This is a genomic window from uncultured Thalassolituus sp. (assembly GCF_950066645.1).
Taxonomy (GTDB): Bacteria; Pseudomonadota; Gammaproteobacteria; order Pseudomonadales; family Oceanobacteraceae; genus Thalassolituus.
In genome coordinates, this window is record NZ_CATMFB010000002.1 from 243,774 (window position 1) to 259,802 (window position 16,029).

General features: G+C 55.1%; 13 protein-coding genes. 7 read left to right on the top strand and 6 right to left on the bottom strand.

Annotation, left to right across the window (positions count from 1 at the left end; translation table 11 throughout):
* Window positions 1-7: 7 nt before the first annotated feature.
* Window positions 8-421 carry a MarR family winged helix-turn-helix transcriptional regulator gene (locus tag Q1L85_RS02920; RefSeq protein WP_300428237.1) on the bottom strand — a complete coding sequence of 138 codons (414 nt, stop codon included), beginning with the start codon at window positions 419-421 and terminating at the stop codon, window positions 8-10.
* A 207-nt stretch (window positions 422-628) separates the two neighbouring features.
* Between Q1L85_RS02920 and Q1L85_RS02925 the strand changes: the two genes are divergently transcribed.
* Window positions 629-1,069, top strand: coding sequence for a hypothetical protein (locus Q1L85_RS02925; RefSeq protein ID WP_300428236.1), 441 nt, complete (start codon window positions 629-631; stop codon window positions 1,067-1,069).
* Between the two features lie 94 nt (window positions 1,070-1,163).
* Window positions 1,164-2,150 (top strand): serine hydrolase, encoded by a 987-nt coding sequence (locus tag Q1L85_RS02930; protein WP_300428234.1) that lies wholly within the window; start codon window positions 1,164-1,166, stop codon window positions 2,148-2,150.
* Window positions 2,151-2,193: 43 nt separating this feature from the next.
* Here the strand turns inward: Q1L85_RS02930 and Q1L85_RS02935 are convergent, their stop codons facing one another.
* Together Q1L85_RS02935 and rsmI are read right to left on the bottom strand one after the other, a co-directional pair.
* Entirely contained in the window at window positions 2,194-4,536 is a 2,343-nt protein-coding gene (locus tag Q1L85_RS02935; RefSeq protein ID WP_300428233.1) for a hypothetical protein, read from the bottom strand.
* 117 nt (window positions 4,537-4,653) lie between these two features.
* A complete protein-coding gene (rsmI, locus tag Q1L85_RS02940; RefSeq protein ID WP_300428232.1) occupies window positions 4,654-5,526 on the bottom strand; it encodes a 16S rRNA (cytidine(1402)-2'-O)-methyltransferase in 873 nt (290 codons plus the stop codon).
* Between rsmI and Q1L85_RS02945 the strand changes: the two genes are divergently transcribed.
* The 3 genes from Q1L85_RS02945 to Q1L85_RS02955 are packed head-to-tail and all read left to right on the top strand — an operon-like array spanning window position 5,525 to window position 8,382.
* Window positions 5,525-7,351 (top strand): penicillin-binding protein activator, encoded by a 1,827-nt coding sequence (locus Q1L85_RS02945; protein WP_300432217.1) that lies wholly within the window; start codon window positions 5,525-5,527, stop codon window positions 7,349-7,351. The genes rsmI and Q1L85_RS02945 overlap by 2 nt on opposite strands.
* A 27-nt stretch (window positions 7,352-7,378) precedes the next feature.
* Window positions 7,379-7,747 (top strand): YraN family protein, encoded by a 369-nt coding sequence (locus Q1L85_RS02950; protein ID WP_300427479.1) that lies wholly within the window; start codon window positions 7,379-7,381, stop codon window positions 7,745-7,747.
* A gap of 50 nt (window positions 7,748-7,797) precedes the next feature.
* Entirely contained in the window at window positions 7,798-8,382 is a 585-nt protein-coding gene (locus Q1L85_RS02955; protein ID WP_300427478.1) for a phosphoheptose isomerase, read from the top strand.
* Here the strand turns inward: Q1L85_RS02955 and Q1L85_RS02960 are convergent.
* A complete protein-coding gene (locus tag Q1L85_RS02960) occupies window positions 8,297-9,424 on the bottom strand; it encodes an AraC family transcriptional regulator (protein ID WP_300427476.1) in 1,128 nt (375 codons plus the stop codon). The genes Q1L85_RS02955 and Q1L85_RS02960 overlap by 86 nt on opposite strands.
* A 2-nt stretch (window positions 9,425-9,426) precedes the next feature.
* Window positions 9,427-10,341: a diguanylate cyclase domain-containing protein gene (locus tag Q1L85_RS02965; RefSeq protein WP_300427475.1), complete on the bottom strand. Its 915-nt coding sequence runs from the start codon at window positions 10,339-10,341 to the stop codon at window positions 9,427-9,429.
* Between the two features lie 301 nt (window positions 10,342-10,642).
* On the opposite strand from Q1L85_RS02965, the gene Q1L85_RS02970 reads away from it, so the two are divergent.
* Window positions 10,643-13,369 carry a TonB-dependent receptor gene (locus tag Q1L85_RS02970; RefSeq protein WP_300427473.1) on the top strand — a complete coding sequence of 909 codons (2,727 nt, stop codon included), beginning with the start codon at window positions 10,643-10,645 and terminating at the stop codon, window positions 13,367-13,369.
* A gap of 50 nt (window positions 13,370-13,419) precedes the next feature.
* Window positions 13,420-15,282 (top strand): phytase, encoded by a 1,863-nt coding sequence (locus Q1L85_RS02975; protein WP_300427471.1) that lies wholly within the window; start codon window positions 13,420-13,422, stop codon window positions 15,280-15,282.
* On the opposite strand, the gene Q1L85_RS02980 is transcribed toward Q1L85_RS02975, so the two are convergent.
* Window positions 15,265-16,026, bottom strand: a complete 762-nt coding sequence (locus Q1L85_RS02980) for a molybdopterin-synthase adenylyltransferase MoeB (protein ID WP_300427469.1) — start codon at window positions 16,024-16,026, stop codon at window positions 15,265-15,267. The two genes, Q1L85_RS02975 and Q1L85_RS02980, sit on opposite strands and share 18 nt — an antisense overlap.
* Window positions 16,027-16,029: the final 3 nt, after the last annotated feature.

Below are 16,029 nucleotides of genomic sequence, written 5' to 3' on the forward strand. Positions count from 1 at the left end.
TCTCCGGTCAGAATCGATCGATAATAAAATTCAGGAAGCGCAGTACGACGGTCATTTCTTCATCACTGAACTCGCTGCTGAATACCTCATTCATCTGCGCAATCAGAGGCATCAGCTGCGACATTTTTTCTAACCCCTCTGATGTTGCCTTCAGGCTGACAGCCCTTGCATCACCAACCACAGCGCAGCGCTCAAGCAGACCGTTCTTTTCCATACGGTTTACCAGTCCGGTGATCGCCGACTTATTCAGCTCCAGAGCCTCGGCCAGATCTTTCTGCTGCATCCCTGGCTGACGAGCAATCATCATCAGAGCCGCGAGCTGAGTTACCGAAGCGTCGAGCCTGTCTTCACAGACCGCATCGATGTTCCGGAACAGGCGCTTCTGGGCTTTGGTAAAAAGAAAGAACAGACGTCGGTCCATGCCGCCCTCCTGAGTTAATTTAGTTCACATATAAACAAAATATAGTTCACATGTAAACCATTCCAGGTATGGCCTAATAATAAAGAACCAGAATCAGTGTTCACCGATAAGAAATGTCTCTCTTTTCGCGCCACTGAGCGGTAAAGCCGGGAATCTGCTGCTTAACTGTTATATATTCAGGCCATATAGCGAGGTCATGGACGAGACATGCTGAAATTTATTCCTTCTGAGGTGTATGCCGCACTTTCCTTCCGGAAAGGAGGCAGGCCAGACCTCGAACGCTTCGAAACCTTCTTTCTGCCCCAGGCTGTGTTCATCAACAACAAAGGCAGCGAGCCGGTAATCAGTTCCCTGCAGGACTTCACGTCCATGATTGATTCGCTGATCAGTAATGAAGTCCTGTATTCACTGCGCGAAACTGAGATAGAGCAGACCTGCCAGGTGTTTGGAAAAGTCGCCCAGATCAATTCCGCCTATGAGCTTCTTGCTCATACAAAAGATGGGATTACTCCGCGCTACGGCGTCAACCTGTTCCAGTTTGTTCAGTCCGGTGACCGCTGGCTGATCAGCGCGATGTGCTGGGATGACAGACCAGATGGGACATTACTCAAGCAGCTTCCCTCCGGTGCACGCCTCCACCCGGAGTGATTGACCGGACGGACTGATCTGACCTGTTGGGTCCTTTTCCTGAATTCCTCACTGAGTCACATTGACGGTTGGACAACTCGATCAGGAAGACTCAATGAAACCCCTCGCCTTTTCTCTACTATCTCTGAGTGTCATCAGCCTCTCAGCCAACGCCTGGACCATACGTGGTGACGACTGGCCTGAATCCTCGCCAGAAGCCCACGGACTCAGCACTGAGCTGCTGGAACAGGCCGGTGACGACGTCAGAAACGTTCCGCTGCGCTACTGCCTTACCGTGATCAAAGACGGTGAACTGGTCTACGACCGCAACTACCTCGGCTATCAGAACGGCAGTTTCTACGCTTACTCAGTCACGAAAACATTAGGCGCCGTTCTGGTCGGTATCGCTGAACATCAGGGCTATCTGCAACTGGACGACAAAATCAGCGACTGGCTGGGTGAAGTACCTTCTTCAATGAACCCGGATGCCACGATCCGGCATGTACTGGGGCAGGTATCGCACAGCGACCCGTTGGGCAGTGATTTCAGCTACAACACAGGCGCCCGCATCAATACATTAAGCGCGGTACTCAAGGAAGCGACCGGGATGAATACACTGGAATACGCCCAGGATCAGATGCTCATTCCACTCAATATGAATTACACCTCATGGGCAACCGACTCGGACGATAACGTTACCATCGGCGCCGGAACCTCCTCGTCCTGCCGTGACCTGGCCCGGGTCGGTCAACTGATGATGAATGGAGGACGCTGGAACGGCCAGCAGCTGCTGTCACAGAGCTACATAGAAGACATGGTTCAGCCGTCTTACCCAGACGCAAACTCAAACTATGGATATCTGACCTGGCTTAATAAAAGCGAGGGCCCATGGCACCGACCACTGACCTCAGGAACGGGGATTATGGTCGAGGGGGCACCGCGTAATGCATGGTTCGCTACCGGATTTTTTGGCCAGCTGATTATTGGTATTCCGGATGAAAACATCGTGATCACGACGATGGGCACAAGTCTGCAGCTGGAGACGCTGAATACCCTGCAAAACGTCTGGGACGCAGTTGCCCCGGCCGTGATGCCGGAATAATCACAAGACAAAAAAATCCCGCGCACGGCGCGGGATTTTTTTATCAGTTCACCGTCGTGGTGAAGTTCACAACGGGACAGGACACTTCCCGTTTCAGCAGTGGCGTACGGGAACAGATCTCAACCTCGTGATCACCCGCCAACAGACGACGGATACGGATGGTGTCGCGCTGTTTCCAGATAGACCAGCTGCCACCATCAACACGATAGCGGTATTCCAGATTACCCAGTTCGGAGTTCGGGTTCAGACCATCAACATCAATCGTCACTTCACCGTTAGCAACCGATACGACGCCATCAACCATTTCACCAGTGTCGTCGTACGTGCTGATAGCAACATCCACTGAGCGCTTGCTGACTTCCTGAACCGTGGTAGCAGGAACACTGGCTGACGCTGTGACACTGACCGGAATCAGATCACCCGCCAGCGACAGGCTGTTGGTACCAGCCACCCAGAAATCACGCATGTACAGAGTGTGATTATAAATTCGTGGCAGCGGAACAACCTTCAGGCTTTTCGCCACTTCCGGCATGATCCAGGGCATAAAATAATCGATGGTCGAATTAATAAAGCCAGGCATCAGACGGATAATTCCACTCTCATCGACTTCGCTGACGTAAATCTCCGGTGCCTGTTCAACACCGATACTCAGGAAACCATCTTCGGTTGAGTTGATATCAAACGGCACTGCCAGATTGAAGGTGACGCCGAATACCGTGCGGAACTCATCCCATTCAGGCTTATAAAGATCAAATGCCAGATATACGTCGTACCAGCCAAGCTTACCGGCAACACCGGTTGCTGGCATAAACTTAACGAACGGCGCCGATGCAGGCTCGAGACGGACACGGATTTCATCCAGCTCGTCAATTTCATCTTCCGGTGCGCGGTAAACCGCAATACCGGCCGGTGTCGCGTTGCGGTTAAGCTCACGGGTCATTTCAACGGAATTCATTCCCGCCTCGAAGGCTGCCAGCAGCGCCTGATTTACTACGTTTGCTGACACAGACGCACCGAAGTGAAAATCTTCGCCCGCCGGAGTCTGAGCACCAAGGCTTGGAGTTTCACCCGCTTCAAACAATGAGCCAATCGCACCAGGTACATCTTCAGAAGGCACTGGTGCCCAGATGTGAGTCGACAGATCAACACTGACACCACGGTCCGCAGAATCCAGGAAGGTAGGCAGAGCACGGACACTCACCGTTTCGCCCGACTGAGGAGCCGTAACATCCAGCGTAATTGGAATGTCTTTAATAAAGTCAGACATCACGGGAACGATGATCTCTTCCAGTACATCAATAAACAGGCGCTCAAACATAGGAGCGAGAGCACCGACAATCGCGCTGGTCAGAGCATCAAGGATATTCAGTAATCCACTGGTGTTGGCAAAATCAATCACCGGGAACGAGTGATTGATCGTGGTATTACTAAGGCTGAGATCCAGATCGGAATCACGGATATCCATCAGCAGGTCAGTGCCCGATGCCAGCTGACTGAAGCGGATGGTGCCTGAGCTGTTGTAAGGAATAAAGAAGCCGATACGTCCGCTCAGCGTGAAGCCCAGCACCGTATTGGCAACCTGAATATCGGTATCAATACGCTCGTTATCCAGAACATTCAGATCGACATCGACATTGCTGAACGAGACGCTGTTGAATTTAATGCTCATGTCGAACAGTCCGAGCGTATTCAGCAAACGAACCGGATCCATTCCCGCAACGATGGGCGACAGGTCTGAACCATTAAGTTCGGTCTCAAGAACGTTAACCAGAAAATCGAAACCACCCTGGTTCAGGCGGGCAGAAATACCGGCGAATTCCTGATCACGACGCGCGTACTGGCTGCTGCTGGTGTGTCCGAAACTGTCTTCGGCTTCGAACGTGTGAAAGGCTTCGTCATAAAAAGACGCAGTGAACGCGTTATTTTCATCCAGGTCGACGGAAACACCATCAAGCATCAAAGACTCAACGCCACCCCGGTCAAATACATAGCCAGTCACAGTATGGCTGAGGTGATCGGTATCCAGAATATGAATCTCCGGCCCTTCAGTGTCGTAGTAGAACTCAATCTGATCGGTATCGCGGTAACCGGTGACTTTCAGAATATTCTTGCCGGGGAAGATATAGTCGGCCAGCTCGTAGGCACTTGCGGTAGCGCCTTCTTTGTTAACCACAAATGAGCTTGTCACATCCACCGAGTTCAGCTCGATCAACAGATCCTCAGGACCCAGATCGGAAGTAACGAATGCGGTACCGGTGAATTCGATCGCGACATCAAAGCTGGTGTCCGCGTGGACGCCTTCATCCATCGGCGAAACAATTTCAGGCTTACAGGCGGCGAGTACAATACCGGCGAGGATCACCAGTGACTGTTTGAGAATGTTCATGATTTCTGGCCCCGGAGAGGATCATTTTTATTATTCTGGCCACTTCGGACCAGTTATCACTATACATGAACAAACGTTTCTGGGAAGCGTTCCCAGTGGGCAGATGTGAACCGTTACTCAAACTTTACCCTGAATCTCCAGAGCCTGCTGATAGAGAGCTTTCTTGTTTTCTCCGGTCAGGTCAGAAACAATCGCCGCCGCCTTTTTCGGTGGCAATTCCGCCAGAAGTAACCGGAACAGATGAGCAGTATCAAACGCACTGGCCGTCGCCGGCTCAGGATTCCCTGCCACCATCACCACAAACTCTCCTTTGGTCTGATCATCATCAGCCTGCAATTGCAGGGCAATGTCCCCCAGCGAACCGTGATAGAAGGTCTCAAAGGTTTTCGTCAGCTCACGTGCCACACAGGCACCGCGCTCCGCACCGAACACTTCTGCCATGATGGCGAGTGTCTCGAGAATGCGATGTTTGGATTCGTAAAACACCATAGTGGCGGTTTCATTTGCGAGGGGGTGCAGACGGTCGCGTCGCCCTCCCGCTTTGTGTGGCAGAAAGCCCTCAAACAGAAAGCGGTCTGTTGGCAGCCCTGCGGCCGACAAGGCGGTAATCAGTGCGCTGGGGCCAGGAACGGGAACCACATTCAGCTGCTGCGCTCTTAAGGCCTGTACCAGAGGGTAGCCCGGATCAGAAATCAGAGGCGTGCCGGCATCAGACACCAGAGCGATACTGCGGCCTTCGCGCAGGTGGCCAGCAATCTGATCTATACGGTCACGCTCGTTATGATCATGCACCGACAGCAGTACTTTGCGCAGCCCCAGATGCTGGAGTAATTTCTGTGTATGTCTGGTATCCTCGCAGGCAACCAGATCGGCCTTCGTCAGCACCTGTACAGCACGCTCACTTAGGTCGGCAAGATTACCGATAGGCGTGGCAACGACGTAAAGTACGCCACCCTGAATCGAAGATGCAGTATTCGGAACAGAAGTCATGCGGGACAAATTACCTGAAAGTGGTTTATCAATTTACTGGCCTCGCCGGCTAGCCTGGTTAGCGGCCGTCGCGGTCGGTTCGCTGGGTCTTGCTGGTCTGTCCGGATGCGCGACCCAGAATGGCAGCAGCGCCGAAGAGTACAACTTTACGGTACCCGATAATGCACCTCAGCTGACTCAGGCCAGACAATGGCTGGATGCGGGCGAGTTTGGCAATGCTGGCCTGCAATTGCAACAGCTGGACCCAACCTTACTTCAGCCTGCAGCGCGCGCAGAATGGCACCTGCTGTCTGCAGAAGTGGCACTTGATGCCGGTGTACCTGACGCCGCTGAAGCCCATCTCGAGCACTACCAGCGCCTGATTAACTCAGTGACCACCGAACAGGAGCACCGCGGTGCTCTGCTCGGAGCACGTCTGCTGGAACTCCGGGGTAATTACCTCGAAGCCGCTCGCGAACGTGATTTTATTTCCGGCGTCCTGACCGACGAAAACCGCAGCGATAATGAGCGTCAGCTCTGGGAAGATCTGATGCAGATGCCTGAAGCTGAGCTGCAGGAATGGGCACAGAAAGTACCCGACTCACGCTTTGGTCAATGGCTGACGCTGGCTGCAGTCAGCCGTTCTTATCACCTGACGCTGGATGAGCAGTTACAGGGAGTACGCGACTGGCGGGCGTCTCACCCCGGTCACCCTGCCGCACAGAATCTTCCGGGCGCACTCAGCCTGCTTGAAAATATTGCCGCCAGCCGGCCCGACAGCGTCGCACTCCTGCTACCTCTGAGCGGACGCCTTGCGCGTACCGGTGAAGCAATCCGGGATGGTTTTATGGCCGCCTATTTTGAGTCCCTGCAAAAAGGCTATCCGGTACCCCGTATCACAGTGATGGACAACGCTATGCTGGACAGCATGGATCAGGCCTATGCTCAGGCAATCCAGGCCGGTAGTCAGTGGCTGGTCGGTCCTGTAAGCAAAAACGATGTGCAGACGCTGACTCAGGCCACCAGCCTGCCGCTGCCGACCCTTGCGCTCAATTATGGAGAGCGCACAGAAACAACTGAGCAGGCACCTCCGGAAGAACTCTTCCAGTTTGGTCTGGCCGCTGAAGACGAAGCTGCTCAGATTGCAGAAAAAGCCTGGCAGGATGGTCGCCGCCGGGCGCTCGTCATGGTGCCGGAAGGCAGCTGGGGCGAGCGGATCAACAGCGCATTTGCTGCCCGCTGGCTGGAGCTGGGAGGCGAAATCGAAGAAACCCGTTTCTACCCGCGCGCCAAAGACTACAACCCCCAGATCAAGGCCCTGCTGAATGTCGATGACAGTCAGAACCGGTACCGGACAATCCGCGGCCTGATGCGTCAGACCATGGAATTCGAACCACGGCGCCGCCAGGACGCCGACTGGATTTTCCTGGTCGCCTTACCCGACCAGGCCCGTCAGATAAAACCCACTCTGGCCTTCAACTTTGCCGGAGACCTGCCTGTATATGCCACGTCTCACGTCTATTCCGGTGAGCGCGACCCGTCACGTGACCGGGACCTGAACGGCATTATGTTCTGCGATGCGCCCTGGTTACTGCGCAGCTCTGAGCTGAAATCCGAAATCGATGCGGCGATCAGCGGTGGTGAAGGTGGCTATGCCCGCCTCTATGCCATGGGAGTAGATGCGTTCCGCCTGGTGGCACGGGTCAAGCAGCTGGAAGCATTCCCGGACAGCCGCATCTACGGCAGCACGGGGGCTCTGACTCTCGACAACCAGCGCCGGATTCACCGGGAAACCGAATGCACGCGCTTCCGCGCAGGGTCACCGGTGCAGCTGGCGGCCGACTAGAAACACTCACATGGCCATGGAGGGCATATGTGGTTTTCATCTTCTGACAATGCCCCGCGGGCGCGAGGCGAGGCCGTAGAAAAACAGGCCGAGAAATGGCTGAAGCGTCAGGGCCTGAAGGCCATTACCCGCAACTATCTTATCCGCGGCGGTGAGATAGATCTCATCATGCAGCATGGTAAAGTGCTGGTCTTTGTAGAAGTACGCTACCGCCGCTCAACAGAGCACGGCTCTGGTGCCGAAACCATCACGGCTGCCAAGCAACGTAAACTGCGACGGGCGGCACAGCATTACCTGATAACAAACTTCGGTAATCATGAACCCGACTGCCGCTTCGATGTTTTGTCAGGCTCGGGGGAACCTGTGGCCTTCGAATGGATTCAGAATGCTTTCTGAAACGCACTAATTTCTTTATGATGGCACTTCGCTGAACCGGGAGCTTATCTGTGCAAGACCGCATCATCGGCCATTTTGGCGCCAGTATTGAAACCAAAACCCTCGCAGCTGAAGAACTGCCTCCGTATATCGAACACGCTGCCCAGATGTTAGTGAACTGCCTCGTCAGCGGCGGCAAGATCCTTACCTGTGGCAATGGTGGCTCAGCAGGCGACGCTCAGCATTTCTCGTCTGAGCTGCTCAACCGCTTCGAGCGGGAACGTCCCAGTCTCCCGGCCATTGCACTGACAACCGACCCGTCGACCATCACGTCGATCGCCAACGACTACAGCTACAACGAAGTCTTCAGTAAACAGATCCGGGCGCTCGGTAATCCCGGCGATGTACTGCTGGCGATTTCTACCAGCGGTAACTCCAGTAACGTGGTTCAGGCCATTCAGGCAGCGCACGAACGCGACATGGTCGTGGTAGCACTGTCGGGTAAAGATGGTGGTCATATGGCGTCGCTGCTGACGGCAGACGACGTTGAAATACGGGTACCTTCCAACGTCACCGCCCGTATTCAGGAAGTGCACCTGGTAGTAATTCACTGCCTGTGTGATCTGATCGACTGCGCTCTGTTCGGGGAAGAGTAACGCCCCTCAGGCGCTCTCTGAGTTCACCGGGATACTGACCGGTCCAGCGCCTGAACGCGCGCCGGAAGTTAGTACCATCGCCCATACCAAGTGTGCGGGCGATGTCTTCGTTACTACTCTCATCTATGAGCATACTTTCGAGCGAAAAGCGCAACCTTGCAGTGTCCTGTAAGTCTTGCAGCCCCAGTCCCTCTCCCCTCAGATAGCGCTTCACTGACGCCGGGCTCAGATCAAAGTGTCCGGCGACCGACTGCAACGAGACAGACTGCGGTAACTGCTCATCAAAAAATGCAGCGACGGCCTCCGGAAAGGTCGCAGCCGGCAGTTCGTTAAGGCGGCTGACAGCCTGCGACAGCCCGGACTCAAAAAGGCGTCGCGAACCATTCTTCCAGGGCTGATTCAGCAACGAGCGTGGAAATATCAAAGCATCAGCCGCCGCTCCGGTCACCACAGGGCAACCCAGATATACCCTCAGCGGATCAGCCAGAGACCGCTCACGACTCCGGACCAGACAAAGTACGCGATCAGCAATGCCCTCACAGTTCTCGCGTAACACCGCCATCAGAGCCGTTGAAAACACTGCAGCAAGGTAGTCACAGACCGACCTGTCTGACCCACTCAGATGCCGCCAGTAAAGCAGGCAGTAATCGCCATTCAGTCGGACCACAGGACTGACTCCGGGGCAAAGAAAAAAACGCCCCAGGCTCAGAGTTTTCAGAAACGCTCCAAGATCCGGACTGGCCGCCAGTGCCTGACTGAGAGCACCACTGTATCCAGGCCACAGTCGATTACCCCAACGCTGAGCCGTCTCATGACGCTCATAAAGCGCCCGCATATTCCGGACGACGGCATGTACCTGACGAACGCTGATAAGACAGGCCGGATTCATCAGATCGTCAGGAAATATTCCACTACCACGGAGCACTCTGTGCAGAGCAACATCGTCCGCAGGTATCAGATCAAGCAGCTGCGCAAGTGGATAGCCAGCGGACAGGTATTTGTCTTCCCGGCTAAGCCACTTGTGTCGTGCGTGACGTGTCACCGTCAGGACACCAGACTCAAGCCATTGCCCAATGAGGCACGTGCCAATGCTTCGTGACCCCGCTCCATCAGACTGTCAGGCGAGTCTGCAGCCTGACGGACAGCAATCCCGACATCCAGACGCAACGGTATCCGCGCGCCGTCACCCGCCGCCCGGAAACTGAAATGCTCAACAGCCTGCTGCAGCTCGGATGCAATCGTAAAAGCAGTAGCCGGGGTCGTTTCCGGCAACAGAACGACCATACGGTCGCGGGCAAACCGACAGAGCATGTCCTGCTGCCGCAGATTCAACAGCAGCAACTCTCCTGTCTCTCTCAACATTTTCTCTGCCTCCCGGTCACCGTGGCGTCGCTCAAAATCTGCAAATCCTCTGAGCTCAGTCATTAGCAGGGCCTGGTACTGGCCCGGCCTGTGCCAATCGCGCCTCAGAGACGCCCGGACCTGATCGGCAAGAGAGACCTGCCCTAAACCGTCGAGCCAGAGATGCTCACGGAAACACTGCTCACGTTTCTGCAACTGCATCCGGATACTTAACTGTTCTTTATGCCAGTGCCATACCCCGTATGTCAGCAGTCCCAGTCCAAGAGGCATAAGTATCGATTCGATCATGCTTTCCCAGTACTGTCCGGCAGCCAGCCTGAAAAACTCATCCAGCGCGTCCTGCCACATCGCCAGAAACATAAACCCCAGACCCATAGTCAGCAGATTAGTGACCCTGCCCGCTGGGCGACTACGCAGGATCATCAGGAGCCAGACTCCCAGAGCCAGTGCCGTTGAACCCTCCCCGATAACATCCAGCCAGTCGATATCCGCTATTGGCTTCGTGTTGCCCAGGCAGGCGGACAATATCACAACGATTAACGCCAGGAGGGAAAGTAAAAGAAGCTTATGTATATGGAGTGAGAGAAGTGAAGTCATCAGAGTTTTCCAGGGAATACCTGACTCAATCATCACAAAATTTTATGACAGCTGTTCGGGGGTCATATCAGCTCAGGTAAACAACAAAAAGAGAGGAACATTTCCATAGCCGCGACCTTAACAGGCGCTATAACAGCGATTTCCAGTGCTTCCTTACCAGTCATCCAGGCTCAGAATTCCGATTGCGGGGGGCTGGAGTGCCTGAAATCCGCAGATCTGATTTCGGCTGTCACATAAACGTCACAGGCCGTTTCTACTTTCTTCGCCCATCCAGTTACTCACCGCATTTGAGGAAAACCCTATGAATTTTCGCAGCACGCCACTGGTTGCCGCTATTAGCCTGCTCAGTGCAGGTCAGGTATTAGCCGATGGGCAGATCGCTGGTCGGGTAAGCACCACCAGCGAACAATCACTGAACGGTATGACCGTGAAGCTCGAACGGACAGGACAGCAGGTCCTGACCCAGGATGGCGGTCGCTTCCGTTTTAACCAGGTCGCACCGGGAGTCTATTCCCTGATCTTATCCCAGGGTGGCAGAGTCATCGCCACTGAAGAGGTCTCGGTCGTTGACGATGAGGTCACACGGGTGCGTATGGAGCTGGATGAGTCATCTTCCGCCGATGACGAGATCCTTGTGATCGGACAGGCCGCCCAGCTGCAGCGGGCACTGGACCGTGAGCGCTTTGCAGACAATTCGATCTCCGCGGTGGATGCAGATGCCATTGGTCAGCTCCCAGACGCCAACGCCGCAGAGGCACTGCAGAGGGTGCCGGGCCTGTCGATTGAACGGGATCAGGGGGAAGGCCGTTTTGTCCGCATCAGGGGAATCGGTGCAGAACTCAACGCAGTCACTGTCAACGGCACACAGGTACCTGCCCCGGAAGCAGGCAGTCGCGCAGTCGCACTGGACGTGATTCCTGCTGCTCTTCTCAGCTCACTGACGGTGACCAAAACCCTGACACCCGATATGGATGCTAACGCTATTGGCGGTGCAGTCGACATCCGCAGTATTTCCGCCCTTGATCATGACGAGGGGTTTGTCTCGGCAGACGCAGAGGCGGCCTATGATAAACAGTCAGAACAGACCAACCCATCCCTGTCAGTCTCTGGAGGAAAAGCATTCGAGCTGAGCCAGGATCAGCGCCTGGGCGTCGCCCTCGCATTGAGCTGGGAAAATCGTGACTTCGGCTCTGATAACGTCGAAACGGGCGGTGCCTGGGACCTCGAAGAAAGTCCGGCGTTGCTGGAAGAAGTCGAAATGCGGGAATACAGCATCAATCGTCAGCGTTCTGGTGCCGCTCTCAATCTCGAATACGAAATTAACCGCGATCATAAGCTCTGGCTGAATAACCTCTACAGCCGTTTCGCCGACGACGAACAGCGACAGGCCATCGTCGTTGAGTTTGAAGACGCAATTTCCAGTGGCGAGACAGGCAGCGGTGACGTCGCCCGTGAACTCAAAGACCGAAAAGAAACGCAGACGATTATGTCCAGCACCTTTGGCGGAAAGCATGTCACTGACGACTGGACAATTACGTACCAGATCGGTGTCAGTAAAGCGGAAGAGGACGAACCTGACAGCATCGCCGGCGCTGTCTTTGAAGGCACTGACAGCCTGAACGATCTCAGTTTCTCCAGCAGTCGACGACCTGTCGTCAGCGGCCCTGCAGCCTTCTACGACACCGATGGTTTTGAGCTTGCCGAGATTGAGGCTGGCCGGAGCCACACTCAGGATATTCAGCGTCAGGCTCAGCTGGATATCAGCCGGGATTTTCTTCTCGGTGAGAAGTTTGCAACCTTGAAAGCGGGCGCAAAAACCAGCCGCAGGCACAAATCACAGGACGCAGACGTCTGGGTCTACGAGGACTTCGGTGATGCACCACTCAGTCTCAGTGACTACCGGGGGGCCACACGAGACTATTCACTGGGCCGTTTCGGGCCGGGCATTCACGCCGGAGCCATACGCGACCTCATGGCCGGCCTGAACAGTGACGAGGCCTTTGACGAGGAAGAATCTGCACTGGCTGACTACCGTATCCAGGAAAACATCAGCGCCACCTACCTGATGGGGACAATGGATATTACTCATCAACTCCATATGATCGCCGGAGTCCGACATGAAAAGACGGAAACAGATCTGGCCGGTAACGCACTCAACAGCGATGACGAACTTATCCGGACCGAGCGTGAAAATGACTATAGCCACACCCTCCCAGCCCTTCTCGCACGCTGGGACCTGAACAACACCACTGAGGTCCGGGCTGCCTGGACTCACGCAGTTGTCAGACCAACCTTTGAGCAGATGAGCCCCAATTTTGTTGATGACGGCGCCGAAGCGGAAATGGGCAATCCAGATCTTAAACCTCTGGAATCAGCGAATCTTGATCTCAGCGTCGCTCACTATCTGGGCGATGCCAGTGTGTTATCGGCGGCACTTTTTCATAAATCGATCGATCACTTTGTTTACGAAACCGATATTGCCGGCTCTGCAGACTACAGTGATTATGACGAAGTCATTACTTTCCGAAACGGTGACAACGCCAGACTGAGCGGAATTGAACTGGCGATCGCCCACCGCTTCAGCCATCTTCCCGCACCGTTTAATGGTCTGTTGATTAATGCAAATGCGACCTTCACTGAGAGCGATGCAACCATCAGCGGCTACATAGACGGTGAAGTCGCCGAACGTGATATTCCTCTGCCTGATCAATCAGATGTTTCCGGTAACTTCATCGTAGGTTATGAAAACGAACGCTTCTCCATCCGCCTGGCAACCAACTACAAATCAGAGTATCTGGCCGAGGTAAACAGTCTCGAAACCAGCGATGCCGATGTCTGGCAAAGCAGTCAGACCCAGGTCGATTTCAACGCCGCATATCAGGCTGACAAGGATCTGAAGATAACCTTCGGGATCGCAAATCTTACCGACGAATCCTATTACAGCTATCAGAAGACGGGGCGCTACAACGCTCAGTACGAAGACTACGGTCCGACCTACAGCCTCGGTATCCGTTACACCAATTTCTGATCACGACCGGGCCGGCACGACAGCCGGCCCTGACAAACGCAGGAAACTGAATGAATATCCGATCCATAGCACTGACATTACCGCTCGCCTTGATGACCAGTGGATGTGCCCAGAATTCAAACGACATTGCCAGTAAAGAACTCCCGCTGAATCCAGTTGCCGCGGGGCACGAAGCTGGCTGGGCTGTTGATAACGGCTGGCTGACACTGTCTCCCGATCACGGCCCGGTACTCAATGGCCAGGCTCTCACGACCTCCCTCCGGACTGAGTATGGAGATCTGCGCGGAGAATTTTTCGCCACCTTTGATGGCGCCAGCGACCGCATTGTGCTGATTCAACTCCGCCAGCAAAAGGCGTATTACAGCGGTCCGCTGTCATTCGCACCTGAGGGCTTGTGCCTCTACCAACCCGTGAATGAAGGCCTGCAGCTATTTGTACTCGGTGATGATCATCTCGCCCGCCATTACCTAATCACCCCCGAACACCCGGCTCTGCTGACCGAAATCCGCAGCTTCCCACTTCCGCCTGACGCTGAATACTGCACCACCAGCGACCGGCTGCAGCAGCTCTTCGTCAATGAGGAAACTATGGGGATCTGGAGTTATCCGGCCAATGCAGAGAAACCGTATGAGCGGAGTGCTGTGGCACTCAGCGCACCTTTCGGGAATCTGCCCGGGAAAGCCGGGGGGCTGGCCATTCGCCAGAATCTGCTTGTCGCTACAGGCGCGGGAGAGCCCTGGCTGGCCACTTACGATCTGAGTAGCGGTCTCCCATCCCAGAGCGAAGTATTTTCCCTTCCTGCTGATGTTCAGCCGGAAGGACTGAGCCTGGCGCAGGAATCCGGATCTCCACTGGTAACGGTATACGATGAACACAGTGGGCAGCTTCTCAGTACGATATTGCCCGGGCCAGTGTTCAGCAATCACCCGCCTGCAGTAGAGCAGGTTCCAACTGTCGTGGCGCAGCGCGAAACCGACAGCGTCCGTTCACCCGGCGATGCTGCAGACGACCCTGCGATATGGCTGAACCACCAGATGCCAGAAGCCTCGCGCATCCTCGGAACGAATAAGCAATGGGGTCTGGAAGTGTACAACCTGCAGGGCGAGCGTCTGCAGGCCATCGGTAAGGGCCGCCTGAACAATGTCGATCTGCGTTATGGCGTGAACCTCAAGGGCAACACCGTGGACATCGCAGCCGCCAGCCACAGAGACCTCAAAGCCATCAGCCTGTTTGCCATTGACCCAGCCAGCGGCAGTCTCAGCTGGATCAACGATGTCCCCACGACACTCGATGATGTGTATGGCTTGTGCATGGCGCAACACGAAGATGCAACCTACGTATTTATCAACGACCAGGATGGCCGCTACGAGCAATACCGGATACTTACGGATGGTGAGTACTGGCATGGAAAACTCGTCCGTGCCTTCCGCCTGCCATCTCAACCGGAGGGCTGCGTCGCCAATGATCAGACTGGCGTACTGTTCATGGGCGAGGAGGCTGCTGGTATCTGGAGAACGACCGTCAGCCCCGATAAGGCTCAGACGCCCGAACTGGTCATACCCGTATCTGAGCATCTGGTCGCCGATGTAGAAGGCCTGGCGCTCTACCAGACTGCCCATGACTCTGTTCTGGTTGTGTCCAGTCAGGGCAACGACAGCTACACGCTGTTTGAAGGAGATACACCGTACCGTTTCCTGGGAAGGTTCCGGGTCGGTATGAACACTGAGAAACAGCTCGACGGAGCCTCAGAAACCGACGGTCTGGAGGTAACTTCTGCCCGTCTTGGCAGTGACTTCCCAGAGGGTATGCTGGTCGTTCAGGATGGGCGCAACCGTATGCCCACCAGCAATCAGAACTTCAAACTGATCAGTTGGAGTGACATCCGCACCGCCCTGTCACTTACCAGTGACTGACTTCCGTCTCTGACAATCACATCCGGCACGCTGGTTTAAGCGCCAGCGTCGCCACTCACCACTGAGCCCGTCGTAAGTGTTCAGCCAACCCGTCTGGGAAGTGCCAAAGCCGGTAAGAAGCCGCAGAGTCTCAACCGCCTGAGTACTCCCGATCAGGCCGGTGATGGGTGACAGAATGCCGCTCTCGGCACAGGAAAGCGCTTCATCACTGAGCGCAGGATAAAGGCAGCGGTAACAGGGACTGCCCGGCACGCGGGGATCAAACACGGCCACCTGTCCCGAAAACGCGATCGCAGCCCCCGAAACCCAGGGGATGTCATGATCCAGACAATGGTCATTGATGGCATAGCGGACAGCAGCGTTGTCACTGCAATCCACAATCAGGCTCACATCAGCGGCAGTCGCCTTTAACCAGGCAGCATCAGCCCGGGCCTGAATGGCCTCAACTGAGACCGCCGCGTTCATCTCAGCAATACGGGCAGCGGCAGATGCTACCTTGCTCTGCCCTACCCTGGTCTGGTCATGCGCAATCTGCCGCTGAAGGTTGGATACCTCGACCACATCGTCATCAACCAGGGTTAAGCGCCCGACACCTGAAGCCGCCAGATACAGCGCAACCGGGGAGCCAAGACCACCCAGGCCAACAATCAGTACGTGCGCTCCGGCAATGGCTTCCTGCCCTTCTACATCTAACTGCGGCAGCAGAATATGGCGGCTATAACGCAACAATTCATCGTTGTTCACGGG

Bases quoted from the DNA above. Each gene is read 5' to 3' on its own strand.
- Q1L85_RS02930 (WP_300428234.1), top strand. From the start codon at position 1,164: ATGAAACCCCTCGCCTTTTCTCTACTATCTCTGAGTGTCATCAGCCTC.
- rsmI (WP_300428232.1), bottom strand. From the start codon at position 5,526: ATGACTTCTGTTCCGAATACTGCATCTTCGATTCAGGGTGGCGTACTT.
- Q1L85_RS02965 (WP_300427475.1), bottom strand. From the start codon at position 10,341: ATGACTTCACTTCTCTCACTCCATATACATAAGCTTCTTTTACTTTCC.
- Q1L85_RS02925 (WP_300428236.1), top strand. From the start codon at position 629: ATGCTGAAATTTATTCCTTCTGAGGTGTATGCCGCACTTTCCTTCCGG.
- Q1L85_RS02945 (WP_300432217.1), top strand. From the start codon at position 5,525: ATGCGGGACAAATTACCTGAAAGTGGTTTATCAATTTACTGGCCTCGC.
- Q1L85_RS02950 (WP_300427479.1), top strand. From the start codon at position 7,379: ATGTGGTTTTCATCTTCTGACAATGCCCCGCGGGCGCGAGGCGAGGCC.
- Q1L85_RS02975 (WP_300427471.1), top strand. From the start codon at position 13,420: ATGAATATCCGATCCATAGCACTGACATTACCGCTCGCCTTGATGACC.
- Q1L85_RS02935 (WP_300428233.1), bottom strand. From the start codon at position 4,536: ATGAACATTCTCAAACAGTCACTGGTGATCCTCGCCGGTATTGTACTC.
- Q1L85_RS02920 (WP_300428237.1), bottom strand. From the start codon at position 421: ATGGACCGACGTCTGTTCTTTCTTTTTACCAAAGCCCAGAAGCGCCTG.
- Q1L85_RS02970 (WP_300427473.1), top strand. From the start codon at position 10,643: ATGAATTTTCGCAGCACGCCACTGGTTGCCGCTATTAGCCTGCTCAGT.